The following is a 16,067-nucleotide window of genomic DNA, read 5'->3' as shown; positions in this document are numbered from 1 at the left end:
GTTGGCGGAACTGCGTGTTGCCGACCCGACGGCCCGGCAGCGATTCTTGGAAAAACACCTCACTACGTATGTGGCGGAGATTCTGCGGATCAACGCCATGGATCTCGATCCGGACCGGCCGCTGACCGACCACGGACTTGACTCGTTGATGGCTCTGGAATTGAGCACCCGGATCAACCGGGAGTTCGACATCCGGGTCACGCCGAAACAAATGCGCCAAGACTCGAGTCCGTCGGCACTCGCCGCGCACATTGTCGCTCAGCTCGACCTCGGAGGAGCGCAGTGATGGATGCAACCGACCACACGGAGGAGGCGACGACGCAAAGAAACCATCTCCCTCAGGTCGTGCACGCGGCCAGTGGGGTCATCAGTTTGATCATCCTGGCCTCCACCATCCTGGTCTTGTCACCGATCCCGCCCTATGGATCGTCCGAGGACGAGGTCGTGAACTTTTACGCTACTCATACCACCAGCGGGTACATCTATCAGTTCCTTGCCGGCATCGCTTTGATGACAGCGTTGTGGTTTCTCTGCTACCTCTACACCCGCTTTCGCACAGAAGTGCCGAACAGTCCGTTGCCGATGCTGATGATCGCCTCGGGCACCGCCTGGGTCGGCTTCGCCATCGTGTACCTGGGCCTGTTTCAAGTCTTCTCCGGATGGGCCGCGGATCCGGCGACCCACCAGCTGCTGCGAGCGTTCTCCGACGCCTACGTGTTGGGCTTCATGTTCAGCGCCGTCCCGGCGACCGTCGTGGTCATCGCAGCGTCTCTGTCCATGAGGCGGACTTCGGGATGGCCGGGCTGGCTCAAGGCGTCGTCGTTCATCGTCGTGCTGGTCCAACTACTCGGGTGCGTGCCGCTGCTCGCCCCGGACAGCGCACTGAAGGCAGGCGGATTTATCACCTACGCAAGCGTTTTCGCCGTCATCGTCTGGCTTGCGCTGGCAAGCATCGTCGCCACACGTTCGGAACGAACTGCATCGAGCCACAATCAGGGAAAAACGTACTCGCGTATCTGACGCGTTCACAGGAGTACCGAAATGGCAGACGAATTCGACGTAGTGATCGTGGGTGCAGGTCTCGCAGGTATGCAGATGCTGCACGAGGTTCGCATGGTCGGCCTCACGGCCAAAGTTTTCGAGGCCGGCGGAGGTGCAGGTGGCACCTGGTATTGGAACCGCTACCCGGGTGCTCGGTGTGACGTGGAGAGTTTGGAGTACTCCTATCAGTTCTCCGAGGTACTCCAACAGGAATGGGAATGGACCCGCCGGTACGCAGATCAGGCCGAGATCATGCGCTACATCAGCCACGTCGTCGAAACCTTCGACCTGGCCCGCGACATCAGGTTTCATACCAGGGTCGAGGCGATGACCTACGAGGAGACCACCGCCAGGTGGACGGTTCAGACGGACAGTGCCGGCGAGGTTGTGGCCAAATTCGTGATCATGGCCACCGGGTGTCTGTCGGAGCCGAACGTGCCGTACATACCGGGTGTGGAGACATTCGCGGGCGACGTGCTGCACACCGGGCGCTGGCCGCAGGATCCCGTCGACTTCACAGGCAAGCGGGTCGGCGTGATCGGAACCGGATCATCTGGCGTGCAAGCCATCCCACTCATCGCGCGGCAAGCGGCCGAGCTCGTAGTCTTTCAGCGCACTCCTGCATACACGTTGCCCGCTGTCGACGAGCCGCTCGACCCGGAATTGCAGGCGGCGATCAAGGCCGATTACAGGGGGTTCCGTGCGCGAAACAACGAAGTGCCCACCGCGGGACTCTCCCGATTTCCGACGAATCCGAACTCGGTTTTCCTGTTCTCAACGAAGGAGCGGGATGCCATCCTCGAACACAATTGGAACCGAGGCGGGCCGTTGATGCTGCGCGCCTTCGGCGATCTGCTGGTGGACTCAGCCGCTAACGAGGTGGTAGCGGAGTTCGTCCGCAACAAGATCCGCCAGATCGTTACCGACCCCGAGGTCGCCGCGAAGCTCACACCGACACACGTGATCGGATGCAAACGAATCTGTCTCAGCGACGGCTATTACGAGACCTACAACCGGGTCAACGTGCGCTTAGTCGACATCAAACGCCACCCAATCGAGGAGATCACGCCCACTACAGCCCGGACCGGCGAGGACTCGCATGACCTGGACATGCTCGTGTTCGCCACTGGCTACGATGCCATCACTGGCGCACTCTCACGCATCGACATCCGCGGCCGCGCAGGGTTGTCGTTGCAGGAAGCATGGTCGGACGGACCGCGCACCTATCTCGGGCTCGGGGTCTCCGGCTTCCCAAATCTGTTCATCATGACCGGCCCCGGAAGCCCATCGGTATTGACCAATGTTCTTGTCGCCATACACCAACATGCGACATGGATCGGCGAATGCCTGAAGCATATGACCGACAACGATATTCGGACAATGGAAGCCACGCCCGAAGCCGAGCAGAACTGGGGGGACCACGTGCGCGACCTCGCCGAGCAGACCCTGCTCTCATCGTGCGGGTCCTGGTACCTCGGAGCAAACATCCCCGGTAAGACACCAGTATTCATGCCGCTGGTCGGGTTTCCGGACTACGCCAAGAAATGCGCGGAAATCGCATCCGCCGGCTACCCGGGCTTCGCCTTCCAGTACGACCCCGTTCCTGTGAACCAGAGCTGATAGGAGTGCACCAGCATGGCACCTTCCGATGTCCCGGAAATCGACTTCGACCATCACTCACCCGAGTATTCTGCCGATCCCTGGGCCGCCAACACGGCGCTCAGCCAGAAATGCCCCGTGGCACATAGTTCTCACTACGGCGGGTTCTACGTGGTCACCGGCTACGAGCAGGTCAGCTCCGTAGCCCGTCGCCCGCAAGTGTTCTCCTCCGCTCACGAACTGCCCAATACGCCAGGGCGACCGCAGGGAACGATTATCCCGGCATCGACGTTCCGTGCGTTACCACTGGAGATGGACCCGCCTGAGTTCCTGGAGTGGCGCCGGGCGCTGAACACCTTCTTTTCGCCCACTTCGGCGAAAGAGCTCCGACCGCGCATCGAGGCCTACACCACCTGGTGCATCGACCAATTCGTGGAATCGGGAGAAATCGATTTGGTCATGGACCTGGCGAATGCCGTTCCCGCATTGCTGACTCTGGATATCGTCGGGCTGTCGATGGACAACTGGAGCATTTACGCCGAGGCCGTACATTCGCTGGCGTATACACCCTCGGACACACCGGAGTACAAGGACGTCGAGGCGGGCTTCGCGATGCTAGTCAGAGAAGTCATCGAAACCATTCCGGTTCGCCGCGAGCACCCCAGAAATGACCTGATCAGCTTCCTCACCCAGATGGAAATCGGAGGTGAAAAGATCAGCGACAACGACATCATCGCCGTCTGTAACGCGATGATCGCAGGCGGAATGGACACGACGACGGCCCTGTTGTCCTCGACCTTCGAGTTTCTCGACCGCAACGATCTCCACCGTAAGCGCCTCACCGAGCATCCCGAAGACCTCCCCAAGGCGTGTGAGGAGTTCCTCCGGTATTTCACCCCCGTCGTATGCGTCGGACGCACAGCCACCGAAGAAGCTCAGATCGACAGTGCCACAGTGCGCCCCGGGGAGCGTGTGCTGATCTCGTGGGCTGCCGCAAACCTGGACGAGAAGGTCTTTCCAGACCCCCTCACGATCGACTTCGACCGGGATACGCGCAAGCATGCGGCGTTCGGCGTCGGCGTCCACCGATGCATTGGCCGCCACATCGCGCAGACCGACTTCCAAGTCGTGGTCGGGGAGGTGCTCAGACGGTTGCCGGATTACCAGCTAAAGGAAGGGGCAGCGGTGCGTTATCCGACCGTCGGCCAGATCAACGGCTACGTAAAAATGCCCGCCCGTTTCACTCCCGGAACGCGAATCGGACCCGACTTCGAAACAGCGAATGACCTCTTCGCCAGCTTCGGAGGTCGGCCATGAGTGCCCCGCCGGGCCGTGAAACACGGCGCCCAAAGTCCAACACCACTAACTCCGCCCCAGTAGACAACGGGTGGCCGCCCTTCCCATCGTCACGAGACCGAAATTGCCCGTTTGACCCCTCGCCTGCACTGCGCGAGATACAGGAAAGGGCCCCGATCGCCCGCGTACGGATCTGGGACGGCAGTACTCCATGGCTGGTCAGTGGCTATCAAGAGGCGCGCGCGCTATTACGTGACCCGCGGGTGAGCGCGGCGCCCGAACACCCTCAGTACCCACACTCGACCCCCAGCAAGTTCATGCAGAAACTGGGCTTTCTCACCATGGATGCCCCGGAGCACACACGCCATCGCCGCTTCGTGGCCAAACCGTTCTCCGCCAAGCGAATCCAAGCTATGCGACCGCCCATCCAGGAACTCGTAGACGATCTCATCGATAAACTTCTCGCTGGACCGAAGCCCGTCGACCTGTTGGGCGCGTTCTCACTTCCGGTGCCGTGCACAGTGATCTGTCATCTGTTGGGCGTACCGTACGAGGACCACGAGTTCTTTGCCAGAAGCGCCAAGGCACTCATCGATCCCAATGCCACTCACGAGGAGGCGATGGCTGCCAGACAAGGTCTCGTCGACTACATCGATCGGTTGCTGACTATCAAACGCACCGACCCGGCGGAGGACATGCTGTCGGAGCTGGCAAACGAACACGTGGCTACAGGCAACTTGACCCAACAAGAAGCCACTCAGACAGGCATGCTGATGCTTCTCGGTGGCTTCGACACGACATCGAACACCATCTCGTTGAGTGTGCTGGCGCTCACCGAGAACCTTGACCAGCTCGCCGTTCTGCTGGAGATGGAGACGCAAGACGAAATCGAGAACGCCGTCGAAGAACTCCTGCGGTATACCGCTGTCCCGCAAGGCGGTAGGAGACGGGTAGCACTCGAAGACATCGAGGTCAGCGGCGTTGTCATTCGAGCCGGAGACGGCTTGATCGTCGCGGGCGATCTGGCCAACCGCGATACGTCGGCACTCGAGGAGCCAGACCGTCTGGACTTGCGACGGCCAGCGCATAAGCACCTGACCTTCGGATACGGACCTCACCAGTGTCTGGGGATGCCTTTGGCGAGGCTTGAACTGCAGGTTGCAATTCCGACCCTGATGCGTCGAATCCCGACCTTACGTCGCGCAGTGGCAATGAACGAGATCGAATTTCGGGAGCCTGCAATGGGCGTGTACGGAGTGAACGGTCTGCCTGTCACATGGTGACCACCGTGAACGCGAGGGCGCAGTGACGTCGGCAAAGACAATCGACCGTCTGCTCGCGAAGGCCGTCGACGACGGCGTTGGCGCTGGCTTCTACACGATGGTCGCCCGTCGCGGCAGTCTCGTGTATTCGGGTGGGGCCGGAACGCGCGACGGAACATCTCCCTGGAGGGAAGACACCATCGCGTGGCTGGCTTCGATGACCAAATCGATTGTGGCCGTTGCAGCCCTGCAACTGGTCGAGCACGGAGCCGTCGAGTTGGACGCCCCGATAGTTGACGTCCTACCCGAACTTGCCACGCTGCAAGTGCTCGAAGGCTACGACGGGGAAGTGCCTCGCTTGCGACCAGTGCGCACTCAAGTGACGTTGCGAATGTTGTTGTCCCACACTTCAGGTGCCGGGTACTCATTCTTGTCTGCCGATCTTGCTCGATACCAGCAGAAGAACAGGATCCCCACGAACCTGGAGCTCAAGCTCGCTTCGCTCGTCGATACACCACTAGTGTATGAACCGGGGACGACGACGATGTACGGAAACGGTCTCGAGTGGGTCGGCCTGGCCATCACGCGAATAACCGGCCGCGATCTGGCAACCCATCTGCAAGAGGCTGTCTTCGATCCACTGAGGATGACGGATACGGCGTTCGGGATCGTCGACCGATCCCGTATGGCGACGGTGCACGCGAAGACTCCAAACGGCCTGACAGCACTTCCATTCGAACTACCCTCCGCACCGGAGTTCTTATCTGGGGGAGGCGGGTTGTACGGGACCCCGCGGGACTACTTGACGTTCCTGCGGATGTTGGGCGCCGGAGGGATCCTTAACGGAGTGAGGCTCCTTGACTCGGAAATGCTGACCGCAGCGCAGCAGAGCCATTCAATGGTGTTCGGGCGGGCAGCATCGGTCAATCCCACAACATCACACGACATTGATCTGCTACCAGGCACTTCGGTGTCGTGGTCATTGCTGGGTATGCGTAACGAGGAGCGCACACCGCAGGACCGCCCGGTCGGGACAGTGGCCTGGGCAGGCGGCGCGAACTGCTACTACTGGGTGGACACGGACGGAGCGACGGCGGGCGTTCTATTCACGCAACTCGTCCCATTCGCGGACCCTGACGTGGTTCGGCTCTTCGCCGATATCGAGCAGGCAATTCGCACCTGACGCGCTTGCACCCGATGTCGACTTCAGCGACAACCGGGTGCGATTCCTGAACCCCAGCCGGTGATGATCCGCCTACCGTTCGCGAGGAGGCTTTCAGATGATCGCAGGTGGTTGGATCTGGTGGCTTCCACTGCCGTGGGAATGGCGGATAGCTCTCTCCGAGGTGACTCCGTGCGAGTTCGGAGGCACACAGTGTTACTGAAGCCCTGGTAGATATGACGAAACCGCCGGAACCTGAAGGTGTCCAGCGGCTTCACAGGGTCGGTGCCCGTCTTGCGCCTCTCGGCAAGTGGCCGCTCGAAGCGGCATTTCTGGGGTGGTACCCGGGGCAAAGAACCGACACCGACAGCCTCTACAACGAACACCCGCGCAGAGTTATTCCGCGCCGCTGGCCAGCGCAGCAGCTCATTTTCTGGTGATGATCATCCGCAGCACGAAGCGGAAGACCACCGCGGTGCCGGCCCCGACCGCGACACCGGCCATCACGTCGGCGAGGAGGACCCCGACGGTGGCACCGAGGACTGTGGCCGCTGCGATCGCCAATGCAACATCAGCAGATGCCGGCCGAGGACCGTTGATCGCAGAACCCCTCTCCATGCTGCCGACGTGGTCATCGAGATCATCACACGCCGTTTGAAGCGAAAGTCGGACCCACGCTGTTCAATGGGACAGGAACCGATTAACAGGAGGTCAGGCCATGTGCGGGCGCTATGCCAATCGAAGCTCAGATAAGGAATTGCAGTCCTTTTTCGACACCATGCAAACCGTCGGCGACGAACTCCCACCGTCCTACAACGTCGCCCCCACACAGCCCGTCCGTGTGATCCTCGAACGAACCCCACGCGAGGAACCCGACTCCGAACCCCAGCGCCAGCTCCGGACCGTCAGCTGGGGTTTGCTCCCTGCCTGGGCAAAAGACCGAAAGATGGCGTCCAAACTCATCAACGCCCGCAGCGAAACCGTCACGGAGAACCCATCATTCAGAAGTAGCGCCGCCAAACGACGGGCCATCGTTCCCGCCAGCGGTTACTACGAATGGATGAAAAGTGAAGAGGGAAAGAAGATTCCGTACTTTCTTCACGGGGACGGCGACGTGATCGCGATGGCTGGACTCTACGAGTTGTGGCCCGATCCTGAACTGCCAGAAGATGATCCGAACAAGTGGGTATGGACCTGTACTGTCTTGACTTGGCCAGCTAAGGATTCCACGGGACACATACACGACAGATCACCGCTGATCCTGCCCGAATCGTTCTGGGAACTCTGGCGGGGTCCGGATCTCACCGACAAGGGCGAGGTCCAGGCCATGATCAATTCCGTTCCGGAGCCGCATCTCGAACTCTACGAAGTCTCGACTGCGGTCAATAGTCCGAGGAACAACGGCCCGAGCTTGCTCGAACCGGTCCACTGATTGACGTCCTGGGCCTTCGCGCTCGACGAGTGGTCAGGATTCCCGCATCGCCGGGCGGGCGAGCATCTGCTCCATCTGCGGCTGCCCGAGAGCGAGGTTCGATCCGTTCATCTGGACGCGTGTGTTCCACTCCGGAGCGAAGGCATCGAACATGATCCGGGCAGCGGGAGCGAGTACATCCCGCTCGACGGCGACAACGGTGTCGCCCATCCCAACGCAGCTCCCCGTCGACGGAATCGGGTTCACCGAATACCGACGTCAGGCGCTCGGACACATAGCCCAGATCCGCCAGCTCCGACGCAGTGTAAAAATCCTTGCTCATTTCTTTCTCCGAATCGCCGATCGACCGTGCACATCATCGTGCCGCAACACCGCGCCGGACGGGCCTCACGGACGCGTGAAAGTGGCCGGGAGATGGGTGTGTGACCGGTGTAGGTCGAATCCGGGCAGGTGTGGTTCTCTGACGCTGACAGATGCACTGCGCCGGAAGGCGAGAGGACTCCAGGAGCGGCGATGTTGGCGATGAAAACAATTTGCGAGAGGTGCCGCACCTCCCTCGACAACGCCTCCGCCGCAACAATATGCAGCTACGAATGCACCTTCTGCGTCGACTGCTCAGCGGCGATGGACAACGAGTGCCCGAACTGCGGCGGCGAGTTGACCGCGCGTCCTCGTCGCATCGCGCAAGGCCGAGTGATTCGTCGGGGATGGGCAGGTCGAATCGGTAGCTATCTCGCAGAGCGCAAGCCTTCCGGCGTCCTCGAGCTCACCGATGCCGAGCGGGATCTGATTTCGCAGATCAAGGCCACCGACGGGGAAAGGTTGGCAGCGATCGAGGTGCGTCATATGCGTCCCGACTGCACACCGCGAGAAGCTCTTATCACCGTTCTCACACTTCGCGGGGAAGACTTGTTCCGAACCCCTGACGGCCACATTCTCGACGAGAACGCAGATCGCGCCGATGGGAAGCCACAGGCGCTGTGACGGACGAGCACACCATGCCCGCACGCTTCAGATTCCGCGCAGCCCATGACCGGGCCTACGAACAGTGGGCCACCGGCGTGCTGGCCCCGTACCGGATCACCCGCGCACTCGACGCGGCCGAGCTGTACGGCCCAGAGGTCGACGTTGCATGCGGGGCGCAGGAGCCGGCAGTCGACGAATGGGAGGCCGGAACCCGCTACCCCTCGTTCGAGCAGCTCCTCGCCCTGGCCGCGCTGACGCACCAATCCCCGGACTCGTTCATCGCCCGCGACGGCGACGAGGACCTCGACCTCCGGGACACCACGATGTGGTGCCACATCAGCAAAGCCGAGCGCGCCCGATGGCGACCCCCGATCACCGAATTCACCGCCGCGGCCGTCGAAGAGTGTCCTGGCACCCACGATTACCGCGCCACACACCTGTTCTGACATGCCCACACGAAACGGAGAAAGACCATGAAGCAATGGTCGACCCATTTGACCGCGCAGATTCGGGTCCTCGCACTGCTCGACGTCGTTTTGGTTGCTGTCTTTGCAGGGCTTTTCATGCGGCCTCGCTACGTCCCCCGCGAACCAGCCCCCGAGTGCTACACCTCGTTGTTGGGCAGTACCGGAGCGCCGCAATGTCCCACCGCGGCACACGACTTCATGATGACCTATGCCCCAGTGATAGTGGCGATTCTGGTCGGGCTTGTCCTTCTGTCCACTCACGTTCGGGTATTCCGTGATCACCGGAACCGTCCCGCCCGCGAGGTCCCTCAGGTAGCTCGCTCCACTGCGAACCTCAAATCAACTGGCAGATAAGACTATTCCGGCACGCATTCATCACAACCTGACTAGAGAACTACGGGAGGCATGATGGCCAGCTACGAAAGTGACTTCGGCGCAGCACTGAACCGGGGGCGCGTTTATGACAGTGCCGAGCAACTTCGCGCTACTCCAGAGGGAACGCCGATCACTGATGCGCAGGGCCGGCACTGGATCCGCGGATTCAACGACCCGGCCGAACGACGGTGGCGACGTCGAAAGGCTCCGCGGCTGATCTGGGTGGGCATCGGCGGCGCTCACGACCGGTGCCCGTCTTCCGAGATCGCTCTCCCCGCCCAGCATGCGGACACCGAGGACTTCTGGCCCACGACCCTCGTGGAGGGTTCGGGTACGCCTATCTCGATCGGGGCGATCGCCGGCGGCTGTGTCGGTGGTAACCCTGGCCTCTCGCTGGGGAACGGGGCCGAGGCACGCGCCCGTGACTTGTTGCCGGGTGGGGGCCAGTCGAACACGGATGGTGGTGGCAGGAGCCAAGTCGGTCCGACAGGGCGGATGTACGGCTGCGACATCGTGGGCGATGAAGAACGCCAACTCTTTTGACTATCCGACCCTGACCGCCGCTGTAGCGGTACCAGAAAGTGTGTGGGTGACCTGTAAAGATGACATGTCCCCAGCTCCCTCGTCGGGGCAGGGAAGCGACTAGAGATGCGAGATTCTGCATGACAGATCAGACGAACCCGCAATGGGACGAGTGGGACAACGAAGCCAGAGCCGAACTCGTCGAGAAGTACCGCGACTTCGGATACCCGATCTTGAGCGGAAGGGTCAACAGGTGCGCGACGCTCGACGTGCATCGAGATGGCGTACATGTCGGATACGTCGACGTAGACCCGTCGGGGATCGACTGGGTGATTCAAACGCGGAGGATTTTCCTCGAAAAGCCGTTCCGGTTCGACAAGGCGCTCCACGCGGAAGGTAAGTATCAGCCTCGATGGGGGCTGTTCCTGATGGAAAGGATCTTCGACAAGTTCCCTGACAAGGAAATCCGGGAAAGCTCGATCGACAACGATCCGTCAGGTGACCCGTTCCTGGCGAGGGTCCGGGGCGAGTACGCGATGCCGTACCACCAGCCGAATTGCTTCCTCAACGACGAGCGACGGTGCGCATGCGGGGTGGGTCGACCACGAGCAGCGCTGTAAGAAGATCGACAGCAAATACGAATTTCAAGGGGGACAAGGACATGACAGAACCCGATCACCTGACGAACTGGACCGCGGCCGGATGGCTCGGTGGGATAGCGGTCCTCGCCCTCGCTGGTCTGCTCGGCGCGGCAGCGGTGTTTCTCGGCAGGGTGACCTACTGGTACAGCGCCAGGGACGTTGCAGTGAGTTGGTGGCGCCTGGCTGCGTCGCTTGCGCTCTGGGCGGTCTCGATCTGGGGACTTGTCCATGCGCTCGGCGCGTTGGCCCGCCACAGTCGTAGTACCGAGTTCTTCGGCACGACAGGTCTGATCAGCGTCGCGGTGATCGCAGCGGCCTACATGGGTGCAGCGAATCTGGCGAACAACGTGTGCGAGGACATCGCACGATTCAAGGAAGAACCGGGCTGGCTGCCCGCGACATGGATAGTTCCGGCGCTGTCGGGGTTCGTCGTGTTCGTGGTCACCCAGTTCGGAGAGATCACGGCCCGAGAACTCTGGGATGAGGTGCTACGCAACGCGATCGTGCTCGGCGCACTCCTTGTGTTGTTCTTTCTCGGTCTCGTCTGGCTCCACACACGTGCCAAGGAACGCAAGTGGATCGACTGATTCGCGAGTTGAGCTTCCAGAGAGGGTTTTCAACTTCTTTCGCTTGCGCGGCAATCGAAGTCGCAGCCTGCGCCTATACGCCGGACTGCGTTCCCATCTCCCGGGCGTGCTTGCCTGCGCAGTCATGGTGCATCGTGAGACCGGCTGCGGCACCGTCGAGCGGAAAGTTGCAGATCGGACATTTCGGTGCAGGACCGTGTACGGGCTGAATGACCTGGTTCTGTGTCCGAGCTGCGCCCGTGTGAATCGGTGCCTCGCATAGTCGGCGGCCTTGCGTCGGGTCCGGTTTCTGCTGTTGTGTCAGGCCCGGCGTCCAGTCGGATTCACCGTTGGGGCCGAGCGTGTCTCGGTCGCGTCGGGGAACGACGTACACGTATCCGGAACGGTCGACGATAGGCACCAGGTCGCCGCTTGCGGCACCGGCGATTGCGCCGTCCAGTGTCATTCCGATCAGCGGCACGAGCTTTGTGTGCCACTTCCCGCAGTGTCGGCCACCAGTGTCCGGGCATCGAGGGAAGCCAGTGGCGTCACATCTTGTCATTTCGATCTCGCGGAGGGCGGTCGCGGTTGCGGTGCCAGCCGGGGGCATGCTCGATGACCAGTCGGTCTCGTTCACGCGCATCGAGGGAACTTTGTGGAGCCAGGCGGGTTGTCTGTCCGAATCCGACGTCCACAGTGGGACGATGCCGGCACGTGCAGTTTTCGTCGTCCGATTGTGTGCTGCGGCGAGCTTCAAGTTGGAATGTTGCACTTCGGCACCGACCAGCACGGGGCCTTTGACCAAGACGTCGACGCGAGTTCCCCCGGTCGTCTTGTACTCGGGAATTGCCTCGTAGCCGGCGCTGTCAGCGGCTCGGCACCAGTAATCCTTCTGGCGCTTGTGCTCGTCGGTCTCAGGCGTCATGGTGTGGTCTGCGGTGCATTGAGCGCCGGGAAAGTGCACTGCGTAGTACCGGTCGCCCTGCTTGCGTAGGTACATTTCGCCGCCACCCGGTTCCTTGCATTCGAGGACACCGTCGCCGCGATCGATGTTGCCGTGCAGCTCGGCGATTCTCGCCATGTCGGAGGGAGTGAGGGCCGAGAGGTCCACGGGCGTGCCGTCGAGTCGTGCCTGGGTACTCATGGAGACCTCCAGTGGTCGTTGCCGTCGCTCTTCTCAAGTGTGCAGGACAGCGCCGACATTCCCGCGTGTCGTTCCGAGCGTTCGGCTGTCGGTGGACCTCTCTAGCGTGAACGCATGAACTGGACTTATGCGTTGAACCCGGATCTGGCGGGGCCGTGGGACGAGGTGTACCCGACCGATCCCACCGTGGGTTACCTGTACGTGATGGCGTTCGATTCGGGCTGGATGAAAGTCGGCCTGACGACCGATTGGCCGAAGCGCTGGCACTCGCATATGTCGACCTTCCGCAGGCTGGGGTGGGAGTTGTCCCAGGACCCGTGGAAATCGTGCGTGGTATCGCGCGCCGAGCTGGGCGTGATCGAGAAGCGCCTGCACGCGGAGGCACGGAGAACCTCAGACGGGAACATCTTCAATCCGCGGGTCGCCGGCCTCGGGCGCGATGCATCCAAGCCCGCGGGAACCGAACTGTTCCGCGGGTGCTCGTTCGACTACTTGGTGGCCTTCGCTGATGTGTTGGCAAAGACGGACGCGCTCGTCTAGTCGACGAAGGGACGCGCACGCGAGGAATTGACGATTCGCCAGAAATTGTTGAATAGCCGCGCGCGATAATTCGATTCTGCGCGTCTCTGCTCGCTCGCTCCTGCGCCCCGACCATCTAGTCGGCATCGTCATCTCGTATCAGAGTCTCGTAACAAGGATCGCAGCGTCTTGTAATATCAGGTCTCAAATGCGCATTGAGAGTCGGTATGCGTGTGTGCCGACAGGCATTTTTCGTGCCAGTCTCTTGCCATGACCATGAACATCCAGCCCGGCCAGCAACCGCAAGCGACAAACTCGACTTCCGCCCCGACAGCGACTGCGGTCTCCGATCCGGCATCGCCTGCCATCCCCAGCGCGACATCGACCGCCATCTCCAGCGCGGCATCGACTACGGGTGCGACATCGCCCCCGACATCGACTCCGACGTCGCTGCTCCAGGCAATGATCAAGCTCGAAGCCCGCGGCTTCACCCCCATTCGGCATTCCTTCGTTCAGAAGCATTCGACAACCGTCTCGGGCTCGGATCGCAAAGCCGTGCTCGCTGACCTCGTCACCGCTCGCAGGGGCAGGGAGCTGAACGCGTACCTGGCACTGCTGATGAACCACAGCCAGATCGAGAAGAACGCGGCTCGACCGTGGGAGGCAGCGGTATGGGCCAGGGCTTTGTCCGTCAACGACACCGATTCGTTGCCTGTGCCCGCGATGAGCCGGATCTGGGCCCGCTTGGAGGACCACGGGCTGATTGACCGCTCTCGGGTGTGGAAGAGGACTCTCGTGCGGCCTCGAGACGAGTCGACTAAGCGGCCGTACACCCGACCGCGCCCCGACACGGTCCCGGAGAAGGAAAAGGCACACGAAAGCTACTTCATCCTGCCGTCGGCGTACTGGACGGAGCGCTGGCACACCAAGCTCGACCTGCCCGCTCGCGCGCTCCTGCTGATCATGCTTCACGGAACCAGCTCGAAGGACGAAACGTACTTGCCCTACGAGAAGGCAGAGAGCTGGTACGGGATCTCGGCGAAGACCACCCAGCGGGGGATCGACCAGCTGCTGAAGGAGAAGTTGCTGAAGGTGACGCGAAGGGAGCGCGTCGTCGCGGACTTCTCGGCGACAGGACACGCATCCCGTATCTACTACGCGCTCACGGGGCCCTTCAGCCGTGCAGAGCGCGCGAAATTGCAGACCAGCTCGGCATCCGAGTCTGCGGCACGCGCCGCAGCGGCACGTGCCGAATAGGTGGACTCGCCCCTTCAGGCACACCCGCCAGGGGACGTTCAGGCACACCCGCCAGGGGACGTGTCATTTCACCAGGTCAAGGCAACAGAAACGCGGCGATAGCCCCCGTGCATCAGCTACCGGGACGCCTTGAGTCGTCCCTTCACATACGAGCAAGAAAGCAATCATCATGGACATCAGCGACACCATCGCACCCATCATTCAGGCGCAGCCGACAGCGTCGTTTGTCTTGATCGCGGCAATATCGTTGGTCGTTGTCGCAGTGTTCGTCCGCGTGGTCTTGTTCATAGTTGCGGCTGTCAGCACGCAGGTGCCGACGATGTACGACCGCATCATCGGCATCATCGGCATCATCGGCCTCATCAGGGTCATCAGGGTCATCAGGGTCATCAGGGTCATCAGGGTCATCAGGGTCAGCAGGGTCAGCAGGGGCGCCGGCAGGCCGGAGCCGGATGAGGGGCCCTCAGCTGCGCCCGGAACATAAGTGGTTGCCGAACGGGGCCTTCAGTTGGCCTCGACGATCGTCGGGGTGCGGCTCGTATACGAACTCGTCGATGAATTGGGGATTGGTCGGGTTCCCGGCCTTTGTCTCTGTGTGGAAGTGCGCGAGCAGCCGAGTCGGGTCGACGTTGTCGACTCTCCAGAGACGTCCGTGTCGTCGCTTGTGGCTGTAACCGGTCTCGAAGTATTCGGCGTTCGCCCGAGTAGCGCTCCAAGACCATCCAATTTGGCTTCCGTCCTCGGCGAACCGGTAGAGCGTGGTAGGCCGCGGGCATTCCGGACCGCTGTACCCGTGTCGGGCGCAGTTTTCTTCGATGACGAAGTAGCCTCCGGCTCTCGTGAACAGGGTCTTCCACTCGGCGGGTGTCAGTCGCTGGGGTCGCTCGGCAGCGACTTTGCGGATGCCCGGAAGGTCAAGGAGTCCCCCTCTCGCATAGTGGACCCAAATGGAATGTATTGCTCTCCGAAGAGTCTCGGTAGACATCCGGTCGTGGTGGTCCCAGAGGAGCACTCGAGGCACCTCGGCAGGGTCACAGCCGTCGGCGCAATCGAGCCAGCTATCCCATGTCTCGTAATCGAGGGGTTCTACCGGTGGTGGAGTCTGCATCGAGCGATCGTATTCCGTCGTGGCTTGTGGGGGCGGAGATCGTTGTGGTTGCAGGGGTTGATGGCGGTGTTGGCGTGCTTGTTTTGTGGTGTTGACCTGCGGTGATGACACGTCCCTGGGTCGTGTGGGGTGGTGGATGTCGGCGAGGGGGTGTGTGTGGGGTGCCGGCGTTTTTGGGTGCCGGCGGGGTGCCGGCGGGGTGTTCGGGTTGGGGGTGGTGTGGGGGAGTGGTGCCGGGTCGTGCGGGGGTGTTGGGGGGCTCGTTTTTAGGTGTTTTTGAATGTTGTTGTGTGTCAGTGGGTTTCGGTATTCGGTTGGTGTTGGGTGGGTTTCGTGGGTTGCGCACGGTGGTGTTTAGTCGGCATCGAATAATGTTGTAGCAGTGAGTATTTTGGTGTTACGAGGTTTCGGGTTGTTTTGCTGTTTGGTGGGTGGGGGTGTATGATTGGGAGCATGATGTTGACGAGGCAGTGGACCCGAGACGGGGCGCTTTTCGTGACCCTTCTCCTCCTCTCCAGCCTCGTTCGGGTGTCGGGTACTGGTTCAGGCGTTGCGATGAATTCGATTGGTGAGGAACAAGATTCGGAATTCAGAGGAGCGAAGCGACTCGATCGACGGCAACGGCACTCGACCCACTGCGAGCCGCGCAGCGGCTCCCTGGCGGGGAGCGCAGCGACTCGCTCCGTCTCCCGACGCGAAGCGTCGGGAGG

General features: G+C 61.5%; 19 protein-coding genes. 16 read left to right on the top strand and 3 right to left on the bottom strand.

Features of this window, described 5'->3' with window-relative positions; all coding sequences use genetic code 11:
• The first annotated feature begins 70 nt into the window (after positions 1 to 70).
• The 6 genes from ACFWEM_RS32525 (at position 71) to ACFWEM_RS32500 (ending at position 6,381) form a co-directional block, all read left to right on the top strand.
• A complete protein-coding gene (locus ACFWEM_RS32525; protein ID WP_378539771.1) occupies positions 71 to 286 on the top strand; it encodes an acyl carrier protein in 216 nt (71 codons plus the stop codon).
• Positions 286 to 1,020: a hypothetical protein gene (locus tag ACFWEM_RS32520; RefSeq protein WP_378539770.1), complete on the top strand. Its 735-nt coding sequence runs from the start codon at positions 286 to 288 to the stop codon at positions 1,018 to 1,020. The genes ACFWEM_RS32525 and ACFWEM_RS32520 overlap by 1 nt, the downstream gene beginning before the upstream one ends.
• A gap of 21 nt (positions 1,021 to 1,041) precedes the next feature.
• A complete protein-coding gene (locus ACFWEM_RS32515) occupies positions 1,042 to 2,661 on the top strand; it encodes a flavin-containing monooxygenase (protein WP_378539769.1) in 1,620 nt (539 codons plus the stop codon).
• Between the two features lie 15 nt (positions 2,662 to 2,676).
• A complete protein-coding gene (locus ACFWEM_RS32510) occupies positions 2,677 to 3,957 on the top strand; it encodes a cytochrome P450 (RefSeq protein WP_378539768.1) in 1,281 nt (426 codons plus the stop codon).
• Between the two features lie 128 nt (positions 3,958 to 4,085).
• Positions 4,086 to 5,219: a cytochrome P450 gene (locus tag ACFWEM_RS32505; RefSeq protein WP_378539832.1), complete on the top strand. Its 1,134-nt coding sequence runs from the start codon at positions 4,086 to 4,088 to the stop codon at positions 5,217 to 5,219.
• Between the two features lie 22 nt (positions 5,220 to 5,241).
• On the top strand, positions 5,242 to 6,381 hold the full coding sequence (locus ACFWEM_RS32500; RefSeq protein WP_378539767.1) for a serine hydrolase domain-containing protein: 1,140 nt from the start codon (positions 5,242 to 5,244) through the stop codon (positions 6,379 to 6,381).
• A 405-nt stretch (positions 6,382 to 6,786) separates the two neighbouring features.
• Here ACFWEM_RS32500 and ACFWEM_RS32495 read toward each other — a convergent pair whose 3' ends face one another.
• A complete protein-coding gene (locus ACFWEM_RS32495; RefSeq protein WP_378539766.1) occupies positions 6,787 to 6,978 on the bottom strand; it encodes a hypothetical protein in 192 nt (63 codons plus the stop codon).
• 100 nt (positions 6,979 to 7,078) lie between these two features.
• Here ACFWEM_RS32495 and ACFWEM_RS32490 point away from each other — a divergent pair, with 100 nt between their 5' ends.
• Positions 7,079 to 7,792: an SOS response-associated peptidase gene (locus ACFWEM_RS32490; protein WP_378539765.1), complete on the top strand. Its 714-nt coding sequence runs from the start codon at positions 7,079 to 7,081 to the stop codon at positions 7,790 to 7,792.
• A 33-nt stretch (positions 7,793 to 7,825) separates the two neighbouring features.
• On the opposite strand, the gene ACFWEM_RS32485 is transcribed toward ACFWEM_RS32490, so the two are convergent.
• The gene (locus ACFWEM_RS32485) at positions 7,826 to 8,002 is read right to left on the bottom strand and encodes a hypothetical protein (protein ID WP_378539764.1); all 177 of its coding nucleotides are present in this window, start codon (positions 8,000 to 8,002) and stop codon (positions 7,826 to 7,828) included.
• Between the two features lie 312 nt (positions 8,003 to 8,314).
• Here ACFWEM_RS32485 and ACFWEM_RS32480 point away from each other — a divergent pair, with 312 nt between their 5' ends.
• The 6 genes from ACFWEM_RS32480 (at position 8,315) to ACFWEM_RS32455 (ending at position 11,350) form a co-directional block, all read left to right on the top strand.
• Positions 8,315 to 8,776 carry a DUF1272 domain-containing protein gene (locus tag ACFWEM_RS32480; protein ID WP_378539763.1) on the top strand — a complete coding sequence of 154 codons (462 nt, stop codon included), beginning with the start codon at positions 8,315 to 8,317 and terminating at the stop codon, positions 8,774 to 8,776.
• Between the two features lie 14 nt (positions 8,777 to 8,790).
• A complete protein-coding gene (locus tag ACFWEM_RS32475) occupies positions 8,791 to 9,204 on the top strand; it encodes a hypothetical protein (protein WP_378539762.1) in 414 nt (137 codons plus the stop codon).
• A gap of 27 nt (positions 9,205 to 9,231) precedes the next feature.
• Positions 9,232 to 9,579, top strand: coding sequence for a hypothetical protein (locus ACFWEM_RS32470; RefSeq protein WP_378539761.1), 348 nt, complete (start codon positions 9,232 to 9,234; stop codon positions 9,577 to 9,579).
• A 54-nt stretch (positions 9,580 to 9,633) separates the two neighbouring features.
• Entirely contained in the window at positions 9,634 to 10,143 is a 510-nt protein-coding gene (locus ACFWEM_RS32465; RefSeq protein WP_378539760.1) for a hypothetical protein, read from the top strand.
• Positions 10,144 to 10,262: 119 nt separating this feature from the next.
• Positions 10,263 to 10,742 (top strand): hypothetical protein, encoded by a 480-nt coding sequence (locus ACFWEM_RS32460; protein ID WP_378539759.1) that lies wholly within the window; start codon positions 10,263 to 10,265, stop codon positions 10,740 to 10,742.
• A 41-nt stretch (positions 10,743 to 10,783) separates the two neighbouring features.
• Positions 10,784 to 11,350, top strand: a complete 567-nt coding sequence (locus tag ACFWEM_RS32455) for a hypothetical protein (protein ID WP_378539758.1) — start codon at positions 10,784 to 10,786, stop codon at positions 11,348 to 11,350.
• Between the two features lie 73 nt (positions 11,351 to 11,423).
• Here the strand turns inward: ACFWEM_RS32455 and ACFWEM_RS32450 are convergent, their stop codons facing one another.
• Positions 11,424 to 12,473, bottom strand: a complete 1,050-nt coding sequence (locus tag ACFWEM_RS32450) for a hypothetical protein (protein ID WP_378539757.1) — start codon at positions 12,471 to 12,473, stop codon at positions 11,424 to 11,426.
• Between the two features lie 114 nt (positions 12,474 to 12,587).
• On the opposite strand from ACFWEM_RS32450, the gene ACFWEM_RS32445 reads away from it, so the two are divergent.
• From ACFWEM_RS32445 to ACFWEM_RS32435, 3 genes are all read left to right on the top strand, one after another.
• Positions 12,588 to 13,013, top strand: a complete 426-nt coding sequence (locus ACFWEM_RS32445; protein ID WP_378539756.1) for a hypothetical protein — start codon at positions 12,588 to 12,590, stop codon at positions 13,011 to 13,013.
• A 249-nt stretch (positions 13,014 to 13,262) separates the two neighbouring features.
• On the top strand, positions 13,263 to 14,249 hold the full coding sequence (locus ACFWEM_RS32440; protein ID WP_378539755.1) for a hypothetical protein: 987 nt from the start codon (positions 13,263 to 13,265) through the stop codon (positions 14,247 to 14,249).
• 169 nt (positions 14,250 to 14,418) lie between these two features.
• Positions 14,419 to 14,733, top strand: coding sequence for a hypothetical protein (locus ACFWEM_RS32435; RefSeq protein WP_378539754.1), 315 nt, complete (start codon positions 14,419 to 14,421; stop codon positions 14,731 to 14,733).
• The last annotated feature ends 1,334 nt before the right edge of the window (positions 14,734 to 16,067 follow it).

Source organism: Rhodococcus sp. NPDC060176, assembly GCF_042728675.1.
Classification (GTDB): domain Bacteria; phylum Actinomycetota; class Actinomycetes; order Mycobacteriales; family Mycobacteriaceae; genus Rhodococcus_F.
Note: the sequence above shows the minus strand (reverse complement) of the source record. Positions and strands in the feature narration are given on the sequence as shown.